Annotated in this window: 26 protein-coding genes; 19 read left to right on the top strand and 7 right to left on the bottom strand. The window is 60.5% G+C overall.

Translation table 11 applies throughout. The annotated features are described in order from the left end of the window. Positions 1-30 precede the first annotated feature (30 nt). The 4 genes from BN1123_RS16620 to BN1123_RS16605 all read left to right on the top strand — a co-directional run bounded on the left by BN1123_RS16620 (position 31) and on the right by BN1123_RS16605 (position 2,871). Positions 31-1,017, top strand: coding sequence for a hydrolase (locus BN1123_RS16620; protein ID WP_042028369.1), 987 nt, complete (start codon positions 31-33; stop codon positions 1,015-1,017). Between the two features lie 158 nt (positions 1,018-1,175). Beyond that, the gene (locus tag BN1123_RS16615) at positions 1,176-1,400 is read left to right on the top strand and encodes a YheU family protein (RefSeq protein WP_042028367.1); all 225 of its coding nucleotides are present in this window, start codon (positions 1,176-1,178) and stop codon (positions 1,398-1,400) included. A gap of 52 nt (positions 1,401-1,452) precedes the next feature. After that, entirely contained in the window at positions 1,453-2,322 is an 870-nt protein-coding gene (locus tag BN1123_RS16610; RefSeq protein ID WP_026456725.1) for a phosphoribulokinase, read from the top strand. A 15-nt stretch (positions 2,323-2,337) separates the two neighbouring features. Further along, positions 2,338-2,871 carry a DUF4136 domain-containing protein gene (locus tag BN1123_RS16605; protein WP_042028366.1) on the top strand — a complete coding sequence of 178 codons (534 nt, stop codon included), beginning with the start codon at positions 2,338-2,340 and terminating at the stop codon, positions 2,869-2,871. A gap of 116 nt (positions 2,872-2,987) precedes the next feature. Here the strand turns inward: BN1123_RS16605 and BN1123_RS16600 are convergent, their stop codons facing one another. Beyond that, positions 2,988-3,284 carry an MliC family protein gene (locus tag BN1123_RS16600; RefSeq protein WP_026456727.1) on the bottom strand — a complete coding sequence of 99 codons (297 nt, stop codon included), beginning with the start codon at positions 3,282-3,284 and terminating at the stop codon, positions 2,988-2,990. Positions 3,285-3,333: 49 nt separating this feature from the next. Beyond that, positions 3,334-3,738: an OsmC family protein gene (locus BN1123_RS16595; protein ID WP_042028365.1), complete on the bottom strand. Its 405-nt coding sequence runs from the start codon at positions 3,736-3,738 to the stop codon at positions 3,334-3,336. 326 nt (positions 3,739-4,064) lie between these two features. On the opposite strand from BN1123_RS16595, the gene crp reads away from it, so the two are divergent. The 4 genes from crp to BN1123_RS16575 all read left to right on the top strand — a co-directional run bounded on the left by crp (position 4,065) and on the right by BN1123_RS16575 (position 7,892). After that, positions 4,065-4,703 (top strand): cAMP-activated global transcriptional regulator CRP, encoded by a 639-nt coding sequence (gene crp / locus BN1123_RS16590; RefSeq protein WP_005335304.1) that lies wholly within the window; start codon positions 4,065-4,067, stop codon positions 4,701-4,703. A gap of 115 nt (positions 4,704-4,818) precedes the next feature. Beyond that, positions 4,819-5,619: a putative RNA methyltransferase gene (locus BN1123_RS16585; RefSeq protein WP_042028364.1), complete on the top strand. Its 801-nt coding sequence runs from the start codon at positions 4,819-4,821 to the stop codon at positions 5,617-5,619. Between the two features lie 368 nt (positions 5,620-5,987). Beyond that, positions 5,988-7,082, top strand: coding sequence for a porin (locus BN1123_RS16580; RefSeq protein WP_042028363.1), 1,095 nt, complete (start codon positions 5,988-5,990; stop codon positions 7,080-7,082). A 177-nt stretch (positions 7,083-7,259) separates the two neighbouring features. Then, on the top strand, positions 7,260-7,892 hold the full coding sequence (locus BN1123_RS16575; RefSeq protein WP_042028362.1) for a murein L,D-transpeptidase catalytic domain family protein: 633 nt from the start codon (positions 7,260-7,262) through the stop codon (positions 7,890-7,892). A gap of 55 nt (positions 7,893-7,947) precedes the next feature. On the opposite strand, the gene BN1123_RS16570 is transcribed toward BN1123_RS16575, so the two are convergent. Then, complete coding sequence (locus tag BN1123_RS16570; protein ID WP_042028361.1) at positions 7,948-8,379, bottom strand: universal stress protein; 432 nt, start codon at positions 8,377-8,379, stop codon at positions 7,948-7,950. Between the two features lie 174 nt (positions 8,380-8,553). Here BN1123_RS16570 and BN1123_RS16565 point away from each other — a divergent pair, with 174 nt between their 5' ends. Next, positions 8,554-9,315, top strand: coding sequence for a type 2 periplasmic-binding domain-containing protein (locus BN1123_RS16565; RefSeq protein WP_197064525.1), 762 nt, complete (start codon positions 8,554-8,556; stop codon positions 9,313-9,315). A 25-nt stretch (positions 9,316-9,340) separates the two neighbouring features. On the opposite strand, the gene BN1123_RS16560 is transcribed toward BN1123_RS16565, so the two are convergent. Next, on the bottom strand, positions 9,341-9,793 hold the full coding sequence (locus BN1123_RS16560) for an RNA methyltransferase (RefSeq protein ID WP_026457773.1): 453 nt from the start codon (positions 9,791-9,793) through the stop codon (positions 9,341-9,343). A gap of 204 nt (positions 9,794-9,997) precedes the next feature. On the opposite strand from BN1123_RS16560, the gene BN1123_RS16555 reads away from it, so the two are divergent. Both BN1123_RS16555 and BN1123_RS16550 read left to right on the top strand, forming a co-directional pair. Next, complete coding sequence (locus tag BN1123_RS16555; RefSeq protein WP_042028360.1) at positions 9,998-11,089, top strand: PfkB family carbohydrate kinase; 1,092 nt, start codon at positions 9,998-10,000, stop codon at positions 11,087-11,089. Then, positions 11,083-11,991, top strand: coding sequence for a pseudouridine-5'-phosphate glycosidase (locus BN1123_RS16550; protein ID WP_042028359.1), 909 nt, complete (start codon positions 11,083-11,085; stop codon positions 11,989-11,991). The genes BN1123_RS16555 and BN1123_RS16550 overlap by 7 nt, the downstream gene beginning before the upstream one ends. A gap of 44 nt (positions 11,992-12,035) precedes the next feature. Here the strand turns inward: BN1123_RS16550 and BN1123_RS16545 are convergent, their stop codons facing one another. The 3 genes from BN1123_RS16545 to BN1123_RS16535 are packed head-to-tail and all read right to left on the bottom strand — an operon-like array spanning position 12,036 to position 13,745. Next, the gene (locus BN1123_RS16545; protein WP_042028357.1) at positions 12,036-12,233 is read right to left on the bottom strand and encodes a hypothetical protein; all 198 of its coding nucleotides are present in this window, start codon (positions 12,231-12,233) and stop codon (positions 12,036-12,038) included. Positions 12,234-12,275: 42 nt separating this feature from the next. Further along, positions 12,276-13,337 (bottom strand): methyltransferase, encoded by a 1,062-nt coding sequence (locus BN1123_RS16540; RefSeq protein WP_042028355.1) that lies wholly within the window; start codon positions 13,335-13,337, stop codon positions 12,276-12,278. Between the two features lie 12 nt (positions 13,338-13,349). Next, on the bottom strand, positions 13,350-13,745 hold the full coding sequence (locus BN1123_RS16535; RefSeq protein ID WP_026457251.1) for a hypothetical protein: 396 nt from the start codon (positions 13,743-13,745) through the stop codon (positions 13,350-13,352). 274 nt (positions 13,746-14,019) lie between these two features. Between BN1123_RS16535 and BN1123_RS16530 the strand changes: the two genes are divergently transcribed. Genes BN1123_RS16530 through BN1123_RS16495 form a run of 8 tightly spaced genes read left to right on the top strand, consistent with a single transcriptional unit; the run spans position 14,020 to position 19,971 of the window. Continuing rightward, entirely contained in the window at positions 14,020-14,724 is a 705-nt protein-coding gene (locus tag BN1123_RS16530; protein WP_042028353.1) for a beta-ketoacyl synthase chain length factor, read from the top strand. Then, the gene (locus tag BN1123_RS16525) at positions 14,709-15,503 is read left to right on the top strand and encodes a lysophospholipid acyltransferase family protein (protein ID WP_042028352.1); all 795 of its coding nucleotides are present in this window, start codon (positions 14,709-14,711) and stop codon (positions 15,501-15,503) included. The genes BN1123_RS16530 and BN1123_RS16525 overlap by 16 nt, the downstream gene beginning before the upstream one ends. Next, a complete protein-coding gene (locus BN1123_RS16520) occupies positions 15,484-15,744 on the top strand; it encodes a phosphopantetheine-binding protein (protein ID WP_042028351.1) in 261 nt (86 codons plus the stop codon). The genes BN1123_RS16525 and BN1123_RS16520 overlap by 20 nt, the downstream gene beginning before the upstream one ends. Before the next feature lie 4 nt (positions 15,745-15,748). Next, a complete protein-coding gene (locus BN1123_RS16515; RefSeq protein ID WP_026457247.1) occupies positions 15,749-15,994 on the top strand; it encodes an acyl carrier protein in 246 nt (81 codons plus the stop codon). Next, positions 15,994-16,560 (top strand): COG4648 family protein, encoded by a 567-nt coding sequence (locus tag BN1123_RS16510; RefSeq protein WP_042028350.1) that lies wholly within the window; start codon positions 15,994-15,996, stop codon positions 16,558-16,560. The genes BN1123_RS16515 and BN1123_RS16510 overlap by 1 nt, the downstream gene beginning before the upstream one ends. After that, on the top strand, positions 16,557-17,933 hold the full coding sequence (locus BN1123_RS16505; RefSeq protein ID WP_042028349.1) for an AMP-binding protein: 1,377 nt from the start codon (positions 16,557-16,559) through the stop codon (positions 17,931-17,933). Before BN1123_RS16510 ends, BN1123_RS16505 begins: the two co-directional genes overlap by 4 nt. Further along, positions 17,933-18,298, top strand: coding sequence for an ApeI family dehydratase (locus BN1123_RS16500; RefSeq protein WP_042028348.1), 366 nt, complete (start codon positions 17,933-17,935; stop codon positions 18,296-18,298). The genes BN1123_RS16505 and BN1123_RS16500 overlap by 1 nt, the downstream gene beginning before the upstream one ends. After that, complete coding sequence (locus tag BN1123_RS16495) at positions 18,295-19,971, top strand: glycosyltransferase family 2 protein (RefSeq protein ID WP_042028346.1); 1,677 nt, start codon at positions 18,295-18,297, stop codon at positions 19,969-19,971. Before BN1123_RS16500 ends, BN1123_RS16495 begins: the two co-directional genes overlap by 4 nt. Positions 19,972-19,976 lie beyond the last annotated feature (5 nt).

Raw genomic sequence — 19,976 nt, 5'->3', positions numbered from 1 at the left:
CCCGCCGTTACAACCGGAACCGACAGACCCATGTTGACCGAGAGTCACTTTCAGGCCCCCTGGTGGGCCCGCAACCCCCATCTGCAAACCATATTGCCAAAGTGGCTGCGCCGGACCCCGGCCCGCTTCGTGGCCGAGCGGTTTGAACTGACGGACGGGGATTTCGTCGACCTCGCCTGGAGCGGGGAAATTGCCCAAGATGCCCAGCCGCTGGTGGTGGTGTTCCATGGCCTGGAGGGAAGCATTCACTCCCACTACGCCAAGGGATTGTTTGGCCACCTGCAACAGGAGGGGCGAGAGGCGGTGCTGATGCACTTTCGGGGTTGCAGCGGCGAGCCCAATCGCCACCTGCAGGCCTATCACTCGGGGGCCATCGGCGATGCACTGGAAGTGATTGCTGAGCTGAGCCGACGCTTTCCGGACAAACCATTGATTGCCATCGGCTTTTCGCTGGGCGGCAACATGCTGGTCAATCTGCTGGCTCGCGCCTGTCCGGCGGCACTGAAAGCGGCCGTGGTGATTTCGGCCCCCCTGCAACTGGAAAGCTGTGCCAACCGGGTCAACCAGGGTTTCTCCAAGGTCTACCAGAACTATCTGCTGCGCACCATGCGCCGCAACCTGTTAAACAAGATCCACCAGCAACAGAAAGCGGGCGAACGCTGGCAACCACAGCAGGTGCGAAGCATTGCCACCCTGCGCGACTTTGACGAGCGGGTCACCGCCCCGCTCCATGGTTTCACCAACGCCGGCCACTACTACCAGAGCTGCTCCGGTCTGCCCCTGCTGCGCCAGATCCCGATCCCGACGCTCATCATCCACGCCGCCGACGATCCCTTCATGTCGCAGGCAGTGATCCCGCGCCCCGAACAGCTCAACCCCATGGTGCGCTATGAGCTCAGCCAGCGTGGCGGCCATGTGGGATTCCTGCACGGCACGCCCTGGCGACCCAGATTCTGGCTGGATGAGCGGATCAGCCGCTGGATAACCGAGCAAGCCCAGGCGGCCACACCGAACTGACCCCCCTTTTGCACTTTGCCCGGGTGCACATTCTGATCCATCGCCAGGTGACGCTTTAGTACCCGCTAGAGTACCCGTAAGGCGTAAAAAGGAGTTGCACTCGGGCAAGCGGGCATAACAATGACCCGACAGCCCTTTTTTTGTTGTGAGACTTACCGATGATCATCCCCTGGCAAGAGCTGGATAGCGAAACCCTGACCAATCTCATCGAACATTTTGTACTGCAGGAAGGCACCGAATATGGCGAGCAGGATGTGCCCCTCGCCCGCAAAGTCGAGACCGTCAAAGCCCAGTTGCAGCAAGGCTCCGCCGTCATCGTCTACAGCGAGTTGCACGAGTCGGTCAACATAGTGCCCAAGGATCGCTTCATCGAGTTGGCTTGACCGGGCACGAAGCCTGCCTTTATAACGGAACTCCCAAGGAAGAGAGCATTCTATGTCGGCCAAGCATCCCATTATTGCGGTTACCGGTTCGTCCGGAGCCGGCACCTCCACCTCCACCATCGCCTTTCGTTCCATGTTTCATCAACTGGGTTACAACGCGGCCGTGGTGGAGGGGGACAGTTTTCATCGCTACACCCGACCGGAGATGGATGTGGCGATCCGCAAGGCGCGCGAACAGGGGCGCCATATCAGCTATTTCGGCCCGGAAGCCAACGACTTCGGCCTGCTGGAGTCGTTTTTCCAGGAGTATGGCCAGCAAGGCAGCGGCCAGTATCGCCGTTATCTGCACAGCTTCGACGAGGCGGTCCCCTTCAACCAGATGCCGGGTACCTTCACACCCTGGCAACATCTGCCGAGCGAGACCGATCTGTTGTTTTATGAGGGGTTGCACGGCGGCGTGGTCACTGACGAGCACAACGTGGCCCGCCACGTGGACCTGCTCATCGGCGTGGTGCCCATCGTCAACCTGGAGTGGATCCAGAAACTCATTCGCGACACCTCGGAGCGCGGGCACTCCCGCGAGGCGGTGACCGACTCCATCGTCCGCTCCATGGATGACTACATCAACTTCATCACCCCCCAGTTCTCACGCACCCACATCAACTTCCAGCGGGTGCCGACGGTGGACACCTCCAACCCCTTCAGTGCCAAGGTGATCCCGAGTCTGGACGAGAGTATGCTGGTGATACGGTTTCGTGGCATCAAGCAGGTGGATTTCCCCTACCTGCTGTCGATGATCGATGGCTCCTTCATGTCACGCATGAATACCATCGTCGTACCGGGCGGCAAGATGGGTTTTGCGATGGAGCTGATCCTGCGTCCCCTCATCCAGCAACTGATCGAAACCGGCAAGATCACCTGAGCCAAGGAGTTTATGATGCGGTTAGCGTTTATCTCTGTGGGATTGGCGGCCCTGCTGGGTGGCTGCAGCACGGGCCCGGCTGCGCCGACCGTCGAGGCGGGCACCATGGTGGTTCGGCCGGCCAGTGACTGGCCATTCGGCGCGACACCGCGCTACGCCCTGGCCGAACAGTTCCAGTTTGCCGGAGCCCATGCCGAAGGGTGGCTCGATCCCCTGCAGCAGGCGGTCAGCCAGCAACTCAATGGCAAAGGGTGGCAGAGCGTGCCCCTCGATGAGGCGGATCTCTGGGTCGCCATCGGCGTTGCGGGTGAAAAGGATGTCAGCGATGGCCAGATCTTCGCACGCCTTGGCATGACGCCGGGATTGCAGACCAAGGCCGGTGAGCGCAAAGGCACCCTGGCCATCGTACTGCTCGATCGGCGCACCCAGCAGGCGGTCTGGAGCAGCGCCATCTCCCTGGCCAGCGATGTCGCCATTGCCGATAGCCAGCGCCAGCAACTGAGCCAGCAGTTGGCCGCCGAACTGCTCTCCTCGGTGCCCGGCCACTGACCCGGGTTCGGCACAGATGCAAAAGGGCGGCTTGTCTCTGGCAAGCCGCCCTTTTTTGACCCCGATATCACCACGACATCGGCAACAGACTCAGGTCATGGAACGAGACCTTATGCTTACTGCAGGGTGCAGGTCAGCTGGGTGACATTCTTCTGTACCAACGTGGCCTGTTTGTCCTGCTTCATGAAAGTGGTCACACTGTCCGAGTATTTCTCGCCTGATTGTGACTCCACCCGATCCAGCTTGTAATAGAGCCCACCATAGGGGAATTGCACCATGTCAGCCTGGGGATCATAGGTGACGGCCAGCATCACCTCCCCGCACTGGTACTGGCTGTACTGGTACTGGGTAGGTTGCGGGCTGCTGCACGCCGCCAGACCCAACAGAGGAAGCAGAACGATCATTTTTTTCATTGCACTTTCCTTATGTCGTGGCGTTATCAACGAAACAACGCTCGGGTTATCAGGCTTCAAGAATTTGATAACTGTGAGTAATTTGTACCGCTTTTTCCAACATCAGGGAAACGGAACAGTATTTTTCCATCGACAGGTCCACCGCACGGGCCACCTGCTTTTCGGCCAGCTCCTTGCCGGTGACGACAAAGTGCAGGTGGATCTTTTCAAAAACCCGTGGCACCGAATCTGCCCGCTCGCCGGCCAGTTCCACATGGCAGGCGGTCACAGACTGACGCGCCTTCTCCAGGATGGAGACCACGTCGATGGAGCTGCAACCACCGACCGCCAGCAGGATCATCTCCATCGGGCTTGCCCCTTCACCAGGGTTGGCGCCATCCAGCACCACCTTGTGGCCGGACTCGCTCTCCCCTGTAAATTTCATGCCCTCTACCCAGCTGACCTTGGCTTTCATCTCACGCATCCTCGTATTGTCATTATGCTCATGATGTCCATAGCATACCCCACTCCCCCTCCGTTCGGCACCCTTGTGCCCATACCGACGCCGTAACGGATGAGTTGGAATGGAAATAGATCAAAATCAACATATCCCCCGCTCATCTTCCCTAGAATGACGCGAACGGCGCAGCAGGCATGACTCCAAGGGATCCTCAAAAGCCCGCAAAGCCTTGTCAGCACAGACAAAGGCTCTTATCCTACTGCGACCACTACAAGGAATGGCAAGGTTGGCAGCTTGCCCGGACGCACAAGTCCATAAAAAGACACTACAGAGGAATTCTCATGGTTATTGGCAAACCGCAAAGCGATCCCACCCTGGAATGGTTCTTGTCGCACTGCCACATTCATAAGTATCCCGCCAAGAGCACCCTGATCCACGCGGGTGAAAAAGCGGAAACCCTCTACTACATCGTCAAGGGCACTGTGGCCGTCTTGATCAAGGACGATGAGGGCAAAGAGATGATCCTCTCCTACCTGAACCAGGGCGACTTCCTGGGCGAGATGGGGATGTTCGAGGAGAACGAGAATCCTGAGCGTTCCGCCTGGGTTCGTGCCAAAGGCTCCTGCGAAGTCGCAGAGATCTCCTACAAGAAGTTCCGCCAGCTGATCCAGGTCAACCCGGATATCCTGATGCGCCTCTCCGGCCAGATGGCCAAGCGTTTGCAACATACCAGCCAGAAAGTCGGCAACCTCGCCTTCCTGGATGTGACCGGCCGGATCGCCCAGACCCTGCTCAACCTGGCCAAACAGCCGGATGCCATGACCCACCCGGATGGCATGCAGATCAAGATCACCCGTCAGGAGATCGGCCAGATCGTCGGCTGTTCCCGTGAAACCGTCGGCCGCATCCTCAAGATGCTGGAAGAGCAGGAGCTCATCTCCGCCCACGGCAAGACTATCGTGGTCTTCGGCACCCGCTGAGCGACCCGATACCGGCTACCGGATAAAAAAGGCTGCCACGGCAGCCTTTTTCGATCCGCTCCCCTATAATCCCGAACGCCCTTCCCCTTTCATGGCATCAGCCAGGAGAGTTTTTATGCATCTTCAATGTCCCCGTTGCCGCAGCCCCCTGCATCTTCACGAAGTCTCTCGTGGGGTCTACTGCGCCAACAAGCACCACTTCGATCCTGCACCGGAAGGCTATCTGGATCTCATCCCCGGCAAGAAGAATCCCAAGGACAGCGACAGCCGCGCCCTGATGCGTGCCAAGCGCCATTTTCTGGAACAGGGACACCAATTGCCACTCATCGAGGCGATGACAGCCTTGCTCGCCCCACTCGGTGCCCATGAGCTGATCCACCTCGGCTGCGGCGAAGGCTACTACTGCCGCGCACTGGCCGAGCGGCTGCCCGGCTGGCAATTTGGCGGCGTCGATATCGCCAAGAACACCATCTTCGCCGCCAGCAAGGCCCAGCCGGAGGGCCAGTTCGTCATCGCCGATCCGGTCCGCGCGCCCCTGCAGCCCGGCACTGCCCAGGTATTGCTGGTCAACGATCTCAAGGTCAAGACGGAGCAACTGGTCAGCTGGCTGGCACCGGGCGGTTATCTGCTCTATCTGCAACCCGGACCTCGCCACCAGTGGCAGCTGAGAGTCAGTCTCAATCCGGTGAGCATGGAACATCCCCTGAGCTGGCCATCCCTCGCCGGCCTCGAGCTGGTGGGGCAGGATCGTTGCCAGTTCGCCATGACCATGGATCAGGCCCTGCGCACCTTTATTCTGGAAACCAGTCGCCTCGGCTGGCGAGCCAACGGCGAACAACGTCACGCCTTCACCCATCAGGGGCCGGATCTGCTGGAGCAGGATCTGTTGCTCACCCTGTGGCAAAAACCCTGCTGATCTTCCCGGGGGGGCGCTCCATTCGCCCCTCTGTTTTTCCCCCACCTCCCTGTTTTGCCGCGATCTCCTGTGTGATCGGCCTCACAACCTGCCACTTCCGGCTTACGGGATACTATTGGCTCACATCCACATCCCTGCTCACTCATCCTCACCAATTAACTCATTGAATAAAATTAAGTTAATTTTTTATGCTACTTTTTTAATCGCAAGAAATTAACTGTCGTAGCGGATGTCTCAAGGTTAATTAAGCATTGATGCATTCAGCGCCAGTCAAGGTTTCGACTCCTACCTTGTGGGTATCGGAGCTCCTCCGATCCAATAGAACCGAGAAACAGGTTCGGAAGTCTTATTACAGAGGAATAAGCATTATGAAAAAGTCTGCACTGACTCTTGCCATCTCCAGCCTGTTGCTGGCCGGTGGTGCCAATGCCGCAACCGTATACAACCAGAACGACACCAAACTGGACATCGGTGGTCGTGCTCAGGGCATGTACTACGGTACTGATGACGACAGTTCCGAAGGCGACGCCAGCTACTTCCGTGTAAACATGAGCGGTGAAACCAAGATTGCCCCGGAAATGAAGGCTTTCGGTTTTGTCGAGTACAACCTGCCTACCTCCGGTTCTGACAACGATGAACTGCGTTATGCCTACGCCGGCATCAAGCACGATCGTTTCGGTGCCTTTAGCTACGGCCGTCAGGACGGTCTGTTCCGCATCGTTAACGACTACACCGACGTACTGCCCGAATGGGGTGGTGACGGCCTGGGCAAAGGCACCGAAGTATTCGGTACCGGTCGTACCAACGGTCTGGCCCAGTACCTGTACACCTACAACGGTCTGACCCTGGGTGCCCAGTTCACCGGCAACAATGATCCGCAGAACTCCGGTCGTTCCGACAGCATCGGCTACGATGGCGGTGTGTGGAACAAGAAAGGCTCCGCTGAAGGCTTCGCCGTAGCGGCCTCCTACGATTTCGATATGGGTCTGGGTCTGTCTGCTGCCTACAACCAGGCTGGCAAGACCGACGAGCAGGCTCGTTACGCCACCTTCGGCGGCAATGACGATGCCAAGTTGATGGGTGTCGGCGTCAAGTACGCAACCGGCGACCTCTACCTGGCTGCTACCTATGCCCACGGTGAAGACTACATGTTCATCGGCAATGGCTATAACGGCTACGCCGAGAAGCATGACGGTTACGAAGCCGTTGCCCAGTACACCATCGGCAAGTTCAAGCCGTCTCTGGCTTACCTGCGTACCGACGTGAAAGATGATGCACGTGGTATCGATGACACCTACACCGAATATGTTTCCATCGGTGCCTGGTACTACTTCACCGACAACTTCAACGCCTATGTTGATTACAAGCTGAACCTGCTGGACGAAGAGAATGGTTCCAGCACCAGCAAGCTGGGCCAGAACACCGACGACATCGTCGCTGTTGCCCTGCAATACAACTTCTAAGCAATTGGAAGTGTGTTACCCCCTGTGAAAGCAATGCCTATTGTATGAATTTCTTTCCGGCCGCTCTGCGGCCGGTTTTTTTATTGCGCCCTTTCAATACCTTGCATATAACTATCGAGCGGATAACGGACTATCTGCGAAAGCCTGGACGGCCGGGAATAGCGAGGTAATTCACGGATGAGAGAATACGCCCGACACAGATACTGGCTGGCGTGGCTGCTGTTGCCACTGCTGCTGGTCGCCATCAGCCTGGACAACCAGGCCCATGCAAGCTGGGATCAGACGCTCTACCGCCAGCTGGGACTGGCAGGCAAGCTGGACAGGGAGACGTTTCGCAAGGCGCTTTACGGTTACCAGAGCGTACGCCACAAGCAAAAACCCATCCTTACCATCATCGATTACAGCCAACCTTCTACCTTGCGCCGCCTGTTTGTCATCGACATGAAACGGCACAAACTGCTCTATCACACCTGGGTCAGCCATGGCCGCAACTCCGGCGAGCTGGCCGCCCGTCAATTCTCCAATCAGCCCAATTCCCTGAAGAGCTCCCTCGGGGTCTACCGTACCGCGGAAACCTATCAGGGCAAGCATGGCTACTCGTTGCGCCTCGATGGCCTGACCCCGGCCCTCAATGGCAATGCCCGCAAACGGGCCATCGTAGTGCATGGCGCGGCCTACGCCAGCCCTTCCCATCTGCGCAAGCACAACAAATTGGGTCGCAGCTGGGGATGCCCCGCCCTGCCCAAGGAGCAGGCCAGGGCCATCATTGATGCTATCAAGGGGGGGAGCGTCATCTACGCCCATGGCTGAGGCAACAAAAAGGGCCGGCAAACGCCGGCCCTGATCATCCCATCAGCACGACGCCCTATTTGCGCACCACCAGCACGGGGCAAGGGGCATGACGCACCACGGATTCGGCCACGCTGCCCACCAGCAGATGGGTGATCCCCGAGCGGCCATGGCTGCCCATGACGATCAAGTCCACCTCATCCTCTTTTGCCTGGATGACGATCTCGTCTGCCGCCCGGCCAAAACGGATATCGAAGGTCGCGGGAATGGGCTGCGTCGCTATCAGTTCCTTGAGCTGGGTTCTGGCCTGACGCTCCATCTCATGGGTAATCTCAATGGCCGTCATGTGCAGGATCTTGTAACTGTCGAAGCCGTGCAGTTGATCGACCACGTGGATCAGCTTGAGCTGGGCCTGATGGGTCTGGGCCATGAAGACGGCGTAGTCGAGTACCGCTTGAGACATGTGGGAAAAATCGACGGGGCAGAGCAGCGTCTTGATCGATGACATAAGCAGTCTCCTCTTCTGTTGTTGGGTCACTATTGAATCTTTAACCCCATCATAACAACTACTTGAAAAAGAACCCTCGACCCTGTCGCAAAATGAGCATCCGAGTTTTTCTGCGCATAGCCGCTACCCATACCTTGGTATAAAGTAAAGGCTCAGCATGACTCGCTTGTCACCATGGAGCCTGTTCTGACTCTACTGCGTATCGGTTTTCTGTTGCTCTGTTGCCTGTGCGCCTCTTTTGGCAGCCGCGCAGCGTCCCTTCATGTCTATTGCGATGACTGGCCCGGCTTCTGCCAAGCGGATGGCAAGGGGGTCTATCTCGAGCTGGTGCGCACCATCTACCAACCCCATGGTTACCGGGTAATCCACCATATTGTGCCCTACAAGCGCTCCCTGGCCTTGATCGCCAAAAAAGGGGGGGACATGGCGATGGGGGTCTATCTTGACGAAGTGCGCGGAGTGCGGCAGCCATATTTTCCCGCCTCTGCCGATGATCTGACGGTGATCATGCTCAAGCAGTGGCAACCCCAGTGGGGGGGAGAATCCAGCCTGCAGGGACAGCATGTGTTATGGCGACGGGGCTGGGCGCTGGACAAATACATCCCGGTCACCATGAAGTGGCACGAGATAGACAGTGACGAGGTGGCCCTGCAGCTGTTGAACAAGGGGCGCTATCGCTACTTCCTGACGGCCGGGGTGCTCTATTCCGACGGTGAACTCCCCACCGGTCTGTACCGGACCTTTCTGCGCTGGATCCCCACCTACCCCATTTTTTCCGATACCGCAGAGGGGGCGAAGCTGCAGCGGATCTGGGATCAAGACATGGCCTCCCTGATCCGTCAGGGCAGGCTGGCCGATATCTATCGCCACAACCATCTCTATGACTACTATCAGGGATTCATCAAGGAGCTGGAAAAGCAGGCTGCCCCCCGATGACATCAAGGCGAGACATGGTTATCCCCTAGTCAGCCCTGTGCTGCTTGGCCAGGCGGTCATAGAGGATCACATTGACCGATGCGGCCAGATTCATGCAGCCCCGGGTCGGCACATACACCACATCCCTGACCACACCATAGAGGGCGGGGTCCAGGGTGCCATCCTCGGGTCCGAAGATGTAGAAAGCCCGCTCGGGATGCTGGTATTCCGGAAGCGGTGTGGCCCCCTCGATAAGATCCACCACCACGGGCACACAGCCCTCGGGGATAAAGGCCAGCAGATCATCGACCCCCAGCAGCGGGATCTTGTCCACCATCTGCTTGGTATCGGTGGCAAACCGGCGCGCCAGCTCAAAGCGATGGCCGGTGTAGTAGACCTCATCCACTCCGTAGCAACCCGCCGCCCGCATCACAGAGCCCACATTTTCCGGTGACTTGGGATTGACCAGCCCCACACAGCAGAACGAACGTTTTACCATCATTTCTTCTCCTCTTTGCGGCCGGCATTATAAGCAGCAATGGTGCACCCGACCCGCAAAAAGTGCGATTTCCGACCGCGTCGGCAACGCCCGCTAACCCAATGACGATTTTTTGTGCGCTCACCAACACTTTCCATATGCCGCAATGGCGCGAAAAGAGCGAATGGAAATAATAGACAAACGTTTGCAAATGGATGTTTGTCTATGACTGAGCGTGAACAAGAGATCCTCGCCCTGCTGCGCCAAGACCCCATGATCCCCCAGCTGGAGTTGGCAGATCGCCTCGGCATCAGCCGCTCGGCGCTGGCCAGCCATATCTCCAGCCTGATCCGCCAGGGATATGTGCAGGGTAGAGGCTACGTGCTGCGGGAAGGCCCCTACGTGGTGGTGGTCGGCGGTGCCAACATGGATATCTGCGGCACCAGCCATGGCCAGCTGCTGATTGGCGACTCCAACCCAGGCAAGGTGCGTACCTCAGCCGGTGGCGTGGGGCGCAATATCGCCGAAAATCTGGCCAGGCTCGGCACCGATACCCGGCTGCTGACCGCAGTGGGCAACGATCAATATGGCCATCACCTACTCGAGGTGAGCCAGAAGGCGGGGGTCGATGTGCGCCAGACCCAGGTACTGGACGGCCATGCCACCTCCTGCTATCTCAGCCTGCACGACGGCAGCGGCGAGATGAGCTGCGCCATCAACGACATGGCGATCATCGATCAGCTCACCCCCGCAAGGCTCACCCCCCTGGCCGGATTTCTCGCCGGCGCCCGGCTCTGGGTACTGGATACCAACCTTGCCATCCACACCCTCGACTGGCTGTTCGAGCGCCAGGGGGAGCACGCCATCTTCGTCGACACCGTCTCGGTGGCCAAGGTGGAAAAAATTCGCCCCTGGCTCGGCCGGATCCATACCCTCAAACCCAATCGCAGCGAGGCGGAGAAGCTGTGCGGCATGACCATCGCCGGACCCGAGACCTGGTCCATGGCCGCCGCCTGGTTCCACCGTGCCGGGGTGCAGCGGCTGTTTCTGAGCCTGGGGGATCAGGGGATTTTCTACAGCGACGGCGAGCTGCAGGGCCATCTGCCGGTACTCGGCAGCCCGGTGCTCAATGTTACCGGCGGTGGAGATGCCTTCATGGCCGGTCTGGCCCACGCCTGGCTGCAGGGGCACGACATCGCCAGCACGGCCCGCTTCGCCCTGGGCTGCGCCGCCCTCACCGTCAATTGTTCCGATACCGTTTATTCCGGTCTCTCCAAGACCGCCGTTGACCGCATACTGGAGGAGTACTCATGCTGAACGCATACCTTGATATCCAGCCGGAAATCGCCGCCGCCCTGGCCGCAGGCAAACCTGTGGTGGCCCTCGAATCCACAATCATCTCCCACGGCATGCCCTATCCGCAGAACGTGGAGACGGCCCGCCGGGTCGAGCAGGTGGTACGCGACAACGGCGCCGTACCGGCCACTATCGCCATCATGGATGGTCGCCTCAAGGTGGGGCTGGATGGGGACTCCCTGGAGGCGCTGGGCCGCGCCGGCCACGCCGTCACCAAATGCAGCCGACGCGATATTCCCTTCGTGCTGGCACGCAAGGGGATGGGGGCCACCACGGTCGCCTCGACCATGATCATCGCCGCCATGGCGGGGATCCGGGTGTTTGCCACCGGTGGCATCGGCGGGGTGCATCGCGGCGCGCCCGAGACCTTCGACATCTCGGCAGATCTGCAAGAGCTGGCGCAAACGCCGGTCGCCGTCGTCTGCGCCGGTGCCAAGTCCATTCTCGACATCGGCCTGACCCTGGAGTATCTGGAGACGCAAGGGGTGCCCGTCATCGGCTACCAGAGCGAGGAGCTGCCCGCCTTCTACACCCGCGAGAGCGGCTTCAAGGTGGATTACCGGCTCGATACTCCGGCGGCCATTGCCGAGGCACTGCGTCTGAAATGGGAGCTGGGGCTGGCTGGCGGCGCCGTGGTGGCCAACCCCATTCCGACCGAGCATGCCATGCCCAGGGCCGACATCGATGCGGCCATCGTTCAGGCTCTGGGTGAGGCGGACGAACAGGGGATCAAGGGCAAGGCCTCTACCCCCTTCCTGCTGGCCCGGGTCTGCGAACTGACCGGCGGCAATTCGCTCTCGGCCAACATCCAGCTGGTGCTCAGCAACGCCGCCCTGGGGGCGCGCATCGCCGCCGCCCTGTAAATCAGGCTCCCCAATGAGAGAAGGGCCCGCGGGCCCTTCTTGTCTTACTGGTTCTGGATCTCGTTGCCAATCCCTTTGACCGCATCGCGCGTGCCATGACCGATCTCCCGGGTCACATCCCGCGTGGTATGGCCTATCTCGCGGGTCACATCACGAGTCGTATGGCCTATGGTACGCCCCGCCCCCTTCAACTCGGCGCAGCCCGCCAGCAACACGGCGGCAATCAGCAGCAGGTATTTCATCACGGCTCCATGCAATCAGTCAGGCTCTACTGTTTACCCGCTTCACAGCGGCGTCGCAACCAGCAGCGTATGGCCCGGTCCCGAAATGTCGTGATCGGCCTCCACATGGAACTCCGCCTCCCGCAGACACTGGTACAGCTCCTTCGAGTGATAGAAGCGACTGTTGCCATTGGCCAGGCAGGTGAAGTAGAGGGAGGTGGCATTGAGACTGAAGCTCGCCGCTTCGAACGGTTGCCGATCCCAGAACAGCTCCAGGATGCACAGGCGCGCCCCCGGCTTCATGCTGCGACGGATGCGCCGCAGCAGCGCGACGATCTCGTCGTGGCCGAAGCAGTCGAGAAACTGGCTCATCCACCAGATATCCGCTTCACCGGGAAGCTGGCGCTCCTCAAGCAGGTTGACCGGATAACCCCGGACCTGACCTGCCAGCCCGGCCTCGCGGATCTGCTCGTCGGCCATGGCGATCTGCTCCGGCAGATCGAGGATAGTCACTTCCAGCTCGGGATTGCGCCGGGCGCACGAGAGGGCCCACTTGCCGGTGTTGCCGCCGAGATCGTAGAGGTGACGGGGTTCGTAGCCAAAGACCAGATCCTGCACCTGCTTGAACGCCCAGTCCGAATAGAAGTGGTCGAAGCGAAACCAGCTGCCGCGCGCCGGCTCCGGCAGATCCTTAAGATGGGGATAGAGACTCTGCCAGTCGCCAAACTCCTTGATGCCGGCCGGAGTACCACTCTCGATGGCCTGTTGCAGATGGGCGAGGGGCTTGTAGCAAACGTGCTGGACAAAATCCATGTTGACCCGGGTCATGGGATCGCTCAACAGGTATTGCCCCACCTTGCCCAGATGGTAGCGCTCCTCGCGGACGTAGCAGATGCCGCCCCCCAGGCCCATGTCCAGCAAGACGCCGACCGCATACTCGGTCAGGCCGGTCTCATGGGCGAGAGTGGCCACAGTGGCCCCTTCCCGGGAGGCGGCCAGGCTGGCGAGGATGCCGGTCTCGCGCAGGCTCCAGGCGGCCTGGAACAGCATGGGGGCGAAGGCAATCCGCTGGGCCTGGCTGATGGCATCCAGTGCGTTATGGCTATCGGAGTGATAGTGGTTCAAGAGACACCGACCTTACTTGTAGCTGCTGGCGCGATTCAGTTCGATCTGAATGGCCTGATTCAGCCCGTTGATCCAGCGGTTATAATTACGGTGAATTTTTCCGCTACCGTTGTCACTTAAATTGACGCTGCTCACATAATTAATGGAATAATTGAGAGTGTTATAGGGAATACTGATGTTTGCCTGATGTGAGCGAACTTGAATATGGCCGCTAATTAACCCGGGACGTTCTTCACGCATTACCCATTTCTTACTGACACCCGCATTAATAATTGCCTGAGAAATTGTCTGTTCGCTGAGATTGGCCGGTACCGGGCTATTGCTCATATTCATGACCGGTTGGGTCGTGGAGCAGCCTGCGGCCAGCGTTAATGTGAGGGCTGCAAAAATAAGTTTAAATATTTTCATTTTATTAACCTTTTTAAATTGTGACACCTGCCAAAAACCGCCCCAATAAAACAATAAAAACTGCAAGCTTTCAATAAATAAAGGAAGGTGAATTAACTTTCCATCACACCTATTGGCGAGCTCACACTTTCCCTCTGGTCATAAAGAAAAATAATGGTAATATGCAGCCCTATTTCAGAATCCTTAACCGGAGCTGAACCGACTTTCTGTGGGTCCGGTCACATCTCCCCTGGTATCACAGCCGTTAGCGCATCAAGGTCGTTTCGTGCACAGAATGCCCACTTTTTCCATCGTTGAAAGCCACGCCCTGGCTCCGGGCATGTCGACCCGTGAGCAGTGGCTGGCGTGGGCTCAGGATGGCTTCTGGCTGCCTCCGGCACTCGCTGTGACGCCCCATATCCCCATGATGGTGGCCAGGCGCATGAGCCTGGGTGGACGCCTGGCGGTCGAGGTGGCGCTGGAGCTGCTTTCCCGCCATCCGGTGGATGGCGCCGTGTTTGCCAGTCGCCACGGTGAGCTGGATCGCTCCCTGGGCTTGCTCGGCGCCCTGGCCGAGCGGCGCAGCCTCTCTCCCACCGATTTCTCCCAATCGGTGCACAACACGGCCGCCGGTTTGACCTCCATTCAGGGCAAGCAGCCCATCCCCATGAGCTCCTTGGCCGCCGGCACCGGCAGTGTTGCTGCCGCGCTGCAGGAGGCGATGGGCATGCTGGCCGACGGCATGAAACGGGTGCTGGTGGTCAGCTTCGAAGGCGCGATCCCCGCCTTCAGTCAGCCCTGGCTGCCCGATGAAGCGCCACCCCACGCGGTGGGCCTGGTGTTGACCAGGGGAACGCAGTGGCAAGGAGAGGTGATGACAACGCCCTCATGCGCAACCGGCACAGGAGATGCCCTCGCCTGCTGGCGGGCGCTGCTGACCGATGAGTCGCGTTTTTCTATTTTCGACGGGCGTCGGGAGTGGCTATGGCAGCGAAATTGAATCAGCTCTGGCGCTTGTTCGGCACCATGCTGGGGTTTACCCTATTTGGCCTGGGTTGCCTGTTGCTGACTCTGTTCTGGTTTCCTTTGCTGTGGCTGTTTGTCCGTGGTGATATGCAGCGTCATCTTGCCCAGACCACCATCCGGGTCACCTTCCGTCTGTTTATCAATATTCTCAAACTATTGGGTGTGCTGGATTACCGTTTCCACCATATTCCGCAGCAACTAAACGGCGTGCTGGTGTTGGCCAATCACCCCAGCCTGCTCGATTACGTATTATTGGCGGCCCATATGCCGGAGTGCGACTGCATCGTCAAGGAGGCGCTCTGGCATAATCCTTTTGTCGCCGGTATTGTCCGCGCCGCCGGGTATATTCCCAACGTGGCGGCCGAAAAATTGTTGCCCCTGTGCAGTGAGCGCCTGCAACGGGGTGGCGTGCTGTTGATATTTCCGGAAGGCACCCGCACCACGCCGGGCCAGCCGCTGCAACTGCAGCGGGGGGCGGCCCACCTCGCCGTGCGCTGCAATGCGAGGTTGCAACCAGTGCGCATTCACTGCTCGGCCCCTTTTCTGACCAAGCAGCACCCCTGGTTTCGGGTGCCCGCACACAAGCCGGTCTTTACGGTAGAATTTCTGCCCCAATGCCAGGTTCAGGAGATGTTGCCACAGGAAGAGACCCCTTCACTGGCGGCACGTCATCTGACCCACTATTTCAAACGGGTATTGAGCCCGACCCAACCAGCACCGCGATGGACTCAAGATGCAACACACCTTAACTGAAGAAATCAAACAACTGATCATCGACAGCCTCAACCTGGAGGGCATGACGCCGGCCGACATCGACGCCGATGCCCCGCTTTTCAACGACGGCCTCGGGCTCGACTCCATCGATGCCCTAGAACTGGGTCTGGCGATCAAGGGTCGTTACGGCATAGTGCTCTCCGCCGATGACGAAAACACCCGTCGCCACTTTGCCAGTGTCACTGCCCTGGCGGCCCTCGTCGCCGCACAGCGAGGATAAGGCCATGACCAGAGACGACATCTTCAACGAGATCCGCAATGCCCTGGTCGAGCTGTTCGAGATCGATCCCGAGGCCGTGACCCTGGATGCCCAGCTCTATCAGCAACTCGAGCTCGACAGCATCGACGCCATCGATCTGGTGGTGCATCTGCAGAAGCTGACCGGCAAGAAGATCAAGCCGGAAGAGTTCAAGTCGGTGCGCACGGTCGCCGACGTGGTCGACGCCGTCGAACGCCTGATCGCCGAGTAATGGTGCGGCGGTTCAACCTGCTGGCAGGCGCCCTGCTGCTGCTCTATCCCCTGCTGGTCTACTTTTGCCTGTCATCCGGGGAGGGGCAGCTGCTGACGCTCCTGCTGCTGCCACTGTTTGCCATTCGCCTCATCGCCGGCTCGGCGATGCCGGTGGCGTGGCAGTGGGCGACCCGTTGGCTCGGGGCCACCGGCCTGCTGCTGGTGCTCCTGAACCTCTTGTTTCGCGAGCACGACTGGCTGCTCTACTACCCGCTGGCGGTCAACGCCACCCTGCTGGCCCTGTTTGGCGCGAGCCTGCGCCAACCCATGACCATGGTCGAGCGGCTGGCGCGCCTCACCACGCCGGACTTGCCCGAGCAGGGGGTTCGCTACACCCGCAAGGTGACGCAGGTGTGGTGCCTCTTTTTCATCGCCAACGGAGCCCTCTCCGGCTGGACCATCTGGCAGGGGGACTTGGCGCTCTGGAGCCTCTACAACGGCCTTATCAGCTATCTGCTGATGGGCGCCCTGATGGGCGGCGAGTGGCTGATTAGGCAACGAGTGATGAAGCGGGGTACACCATGACCCTGCTGGATGAACTGCTGCTGGCCGATGGCAAGCGCGTCGTCGCGTTCGATGCCCAAGGTGAGGTCACGCTGGAGACCCTGCGCCGCACGGCCATGACGCTGGCCGACCAGCTGAAGAGCGGCTCTGCGACCCGCTGGGCGCTCTGTCTGAACGACAGCTACTACTTCACCGTTGCCCTGCTGGCCTGCGCCATAGCCGGACACGATGTAGTGCTACCCGGCCACCAGCGGCTTGCCGCTCTAAAGGAATTGTTCGAGCAAGAGGCCTTCGACGGCATGCTCTGCGACGAGGCGTTCTCGCTTCCCTGCCCCGTGCTGCGGGTGGATTGCGTTGCTGGCGACGACGCACAGCCCATGATCAGCCACGCCCCCTCCCTGGCGCCGACCCTCACCCTCTACACCTCGGGCTCCAGCGGCCAGCCCAAGGCCATCGCCAAGCCCTGGTCCCTGATCGAGGCAGAGGTGCGGGTGCAGGCGACCCTCTGGGGCCCCGCCCTCACGGGCGCACGGCTCTTTGCCAGCGTCAGCCACCAGCATATCTACGGCCTGCTGTTTCGCATCCTGCTACCGCTGGCCCTCGGCGTGCCGTTTGCCCGCCGCCAGACCGACTACCCGGAGCAGCTGCTCGGCCAGCGCCAGCACTGGGCACTGGTCAGCTCGCCGGCGTTTCTCTCGCGCCTCGGCGCCAATCTCAATGCCCCCGGCTGCCGACTGGTGGTCTCCTCCGGTGGCCCCCTCGCGTATGAGGATGCGCGCCAGTGCGCCGCCCTGCTCGGTCCCTTGCCGGTGGAGATCTACGGCAGCAGCGAGACCGGCGGCATAGGCTGGCGCCAGAGCAGCGCCCCGGATTGCCCCTGGACCCCCTTCCCCGGGGTCGAGGTCGGCTGTGACGAGCAGCAGACCCTGCTGTTGAGATCTCCCTTTATGGACGAGCTCGCCCCCTGGCGCGGGAGTGATCGCATCGCCCTGTGCGGCGAGCCGGGGCAGTTTCGCCTGCTGGGCCGCCTGGATCGCATCATCAAGCTCGAGGAGAAACGCATCTCTCTCGACGAGGTGGAGCAACGCCTCCTGGCCCTCGATGAGGTGCACGATGCCGCCATCCTGCCCCTTGAGCAGGCTGGCCGCCAGATCCTGGGGGTTGCCCTGGTGCTGACCCCGGAGGGGATGGCAAACCTTGCCCGCCTCGGTCACGGCGCCTTCTTGCAGGCCCTGCGCCAACGGCTTCGCCCCTGGCTCGAGCCGGTGGCGCTGCCGCGCAGTCTCAGACTCTTTGAGGCTTTGCCCCTCACCGGCGCCGGCAAGCGCGACGGCGTCGCGCTGCGCCGCACCTTCGACGAGCCGGCCGCCCCCATTCCCGGAGAACACCCCTGATGGATATTTCACTGCTCCCCACGCAGCTGGCGCGTCAGGTCACCTCCGACGGCGTGCAACTACTGCTGCGCCTTGATGCCCTCCTGCCCTGGTTTAGTGGCCACTTTCCCGGCGCCCCCCTGCTGCCCGGGGTCGCCCAGCTGCACCTGGCCATCCACTACGCCCGCGAGGAAGGGCTGCTTGCTGGTGAATTTCAGGGGATGGATCAGCTTAAATTTCAGCGCCCCCTGCGCCCGGATGAGCAGTGCTGGTTGATGCTACAGAGACAAGACAACGGCCAGCTGCGTTTCGAGTACCGGGTCGGCTGCGCCGAGACCCTGGCCGAGTTGCCTCTGGCGAGCAGTGGAAGGGTCAAGGTATCGTGACGCCCTGCCTTATCATCCCCTGCTACAACCACGCCGCGCCCCTTGCCAGCGTGCTCGATGAACTCGCCCCCCTCGGCCTGCCCTGCCTGCTGGTGGACGATGGCAGCGAACCGGTTGCCGCCGCCCGGCTGGACCAGCTGGCAGCCGAACACGCCACCTGGGTCACCCTGCTGCGCCATGAGCGCAACCGGGGCAAGGGCGGAGCGGTCAAAACGGCGCTGCTGGCAGCGAGGGGCCTGGGTTTTAGCCACGCCCTGCAGGTCGATGCGGATGGCCAGCACGATCTCGCCCGCCTGCCGGATCTGCTGGCCGAGGCGAGGCGCCATCCGGAGGCTCTGGTCTCCGGCGCCCCCCAGTACGATGAGTCGGTGCCCAAAGGGCGCCTTTACGGCCGCTACCTGACCCATGTCTGGGTCTGGATAGAGACCCTCTCGTTCGAGATAAAAGACAGCATGTGCGGCCTGCGGGTCTATCCGGTGACAGCAAGCTGCGAGCTGCTCGAACAGTGCGCCCTCGGGGAGCGGATGGATTTTGACATCGAAGTGATGGTGCGCCTGCACTGGCGCGGGATACAGGTGCGCTTTATCCCGGTGAAGGTGCACTACCCAGAAGATGGCCTCTCCCACTTCAACCCGCTGCACGACAACCTGCGCATCTCCTGGATGCACACCCGGCTGGTATTGACCTTGCTGCACGATGGCGCCGCCCACCTGCTGCGCTGGCCCAAGAGGCTGCTGAACAAGGGGAAGGCGCACTGGTCTCGCACTCCGGAGCGTGGCACCCTGCTCGGCATCCGTACTCTGCTGTGGAGCTACCGGCTGCTCGGGCGCCCCGGTTTCAGAGTGATATCGCTGCCGGTTATCGCCTACTTCTGGCTGACCGGTCGCCGCCAGCGCGAGGCCTCCCGCAACTATCTGGCCCGCCTCACCGCCCGCGCCGGGCAGCTTGGCCATCCCCTGCCAGAGCGGGTGGGGAGCCTGCGCCACTTCCTGCGCTTTGGCGAGGCGGCCCTCGACAAGCTGGCCGCCTGGCGCGGCGACATCCGCCTCGACGACATCGAGCTAGTCAACCGTGAGCACTACGAGGCCGCCCGCGGCCAGGGGGCGCTTATCATCGGCTCACACCTGGGCAATCTGGAGCTGTGTCGCGCCCTCGGCAGCCAGGAGCAGGGAGTGCGCATTACGGCCCTGGTCTTCACCCGCCACGCCGCCCGCTTCAACGCCCTGATGCAAGAGGTAAACCCCGATTCGGGCCTCAACCTGGTACAGGTGCAGGAGCTCGGGCCCGATACCGCCATCATGCTCAAGTCCCGCATCGAAGCGGGGGAGTGGATGGTGATCGTGGGGGATCGCACCTCGGTGACCAAAGAGAAACGCGTGGTCTGGGCCGATTTTCTCGGGGAGAAGGCGCCCTTCCCTCTGGGCCCCTTTGCCCTGTCGGCGGTGCTCGGCTGCCCCACTTATCTGATGTTCGGACTGCGGGAACAGGGGCGTTTTCGGGTCCATTTCGAGCCCTTTGCCGATGGCACTCCCCTGCCCCGCGCCGAGCGCCAGCAGCGTCTCGAGGCCAGGGTGCAACACTATGCCGACCGGCTGGAATACCACTGCCTGCGGGCGCCGCTGGAGTGGTTCAACTTTTTTGACTTTTGGCATCTGACCGATGAGCAGGATTGAGCAAG

This window comes from Aeromonas enteropelogenes (genome assembly GCF_000819845.1).
GTDB lineage: Bacteria > Pseudomonadota > Gammaproteobacteria > Enterobacterales > Aeromonadaceae > Aeromonas > Aeromonas enteropelogenes.
The sequence above is the reverse complement of the archived record's forward strand: the minus strand, read 5'-3'. Positions and strand labels throughout refer to the sequence as shown.

Coding starts and splice junctions, on each gene's coding strand:
- BN1123_RS16620 (WP_042028369.1), top strand. CDS start 31: ATGTTGACCGAGAGTCACTTTCAGGCCCCCTGGTGGGCCCGCAACCCC.
- BN1123_RS16615 (WP_042028367.1), top strand. CDS start 1,176: ATGATCATCCCCTGGCAAGAGCTGGATAGCGAAACCCTGACCAATCTC.
- BN1123_RS16610 (WP_026456725.1), top strand. CDS start 1,453: ATGTCGGCCAAGCATCCCATTATTGCGGTTACCGGTTCGTCCGGAGCC.
- BN1123_RS16605 (WP_042028366.1), top strand. CDS start 2,338: ATGCGGTTAGCGTTTATCTCTGTGGGATTGGCGGCCCTGCTGGGTGGC.
- BN1123_RS16600 (WP_026456727.1), bottom strand. CDS start 3,284: ATGAAAAAAATGATCGTTCTGCTTCCTCTGTTGGGTCTGGCGGCGTGC.
- BN1123_RS16595 (WP_042028365.1), bottom strand. CDS start 3,738: ATGAAAGCCAAGGTCAGCTGGGTAGAGGGCATGAAATTTACAGGGGAG.
- crp (WP_005335304.1), top strand. CDS start 4,065: ATGGTTATTGGCAAACCGCAAAGCGATCCCACCCTGGAATGGTTCTTG.
- BN1123_RS16585 (WP_042028364.1), top strand. CDS start 4,819: ATGCATCTTCAATGTCCCCGTTGCCGCAGCCCCCTGCATCTTCACGAA.
- BN1123_RS16580 (WP_042028363.1), top strand. CDS start 5,988: ATGAAAAAGTCTGCACTGACTCTTGCCATCTCCAGCCTGTTGCTGGCC.
- BN1123_RS16575 (WP_042028362.1), top strand. CDS start 7,260: ATGAGAGAATACGCCCGACACAGATACTGGCTGGCGTGGCTGCTGTTG.
- BN1123_RS16570 (WP_042028361.1), bottom strand. CDS start 8,379: ATGTCATCGATCAAGACGCTGCTCTGCCCCGTCGATTTTTCCCACATG.
- BN1123_RS16565 (WP_197064525.1), top strand. CDS start 8,554: ATGGAGCCTGTTCTGACTCTACTGCGTATCGGTTTTCTGTTGCTCTGT.
- BN1123_RS16560 (WP_026457773.1), bottom strand. CDS start 9,793: ATGGTAAAACGTTCGTTCTGCTGTGTGGGGCTGGTCAATCCCAAGTCA.
- BN1123_RS16555 (WP_042028360.1), top strand. CDS start 9,998: ATGACTGAGCGTGAACAAGAGATCCTCGCCCTGCTGCGCCAAGACCCC.
- BN1123_RS16550 (WP_042028359.1), top strand. CDS start 11,083: ATGCTGAACGCATACCTTGATATCCAGCCGGAAATCGCCGCCGCCCTG.
- BN1123_RS16545 (WP_042028357.1), bottom strand. CDS start 12,233: ATGAAATACCTGCTGCTGATTGCCGCCGTGTTGCTGGCGGGCTGCGCC.
- BN1123_RS16535 (WP_026457251.1), bottom strand. CDS start 13,745: ATGAAAATATTTAAACTTATTTTTGCAGCCCTCACATTAACGCTGGCC.
- BN1123_RS16530 (WP_042028353.1), top strand. CDS start 14,020: ATGCCCACTTTTTCCATCGTTGAAAGCCACGCCCTGGCTCCGGGCATG.
- BN1123_RS16525 (WP_042028352.1), top strand. CDS start 14,709: ATGGCAGCGAAATTGAATCAGCTCTGGCGCTTGTTCGGCACCATGCTG.
- BN1123_RS16520 (WP_042028351.1), top strand. CDS start 15,484: ATGCAACACACCTTAACTGAAGAAATCAAACAACTGATCATCGACAGC.
- BN1123_RS16515 (WP_026457247.1), top strand. CDS start 15,749: ATGACCAGAGACGACATCTTCAACGAGATCCGCAATGCCCTGGTCGAG.
- BN1123_RS16510 (WP_042028350.1), top strand. CDS start 15,994: ATGGTGCGGCGGTTCAACCTGCTGGCAGGCGCCCTGCTGCTGCTCTAT.
- BN1123_RS16505 (WP_042028349.1), top strand. CDS start 16,557: ATGACCCTGCTGGATGAACTGCTGCTGGCCGATGGCAAGCGCGTCGTC.
- BN1123_RS16500 (WP_042028348.1), top strand. CDS start 17,933: ATGGATATTTCACTGCTCCCCACGCAGCTGGCGCGTCAGGTCACCTCC.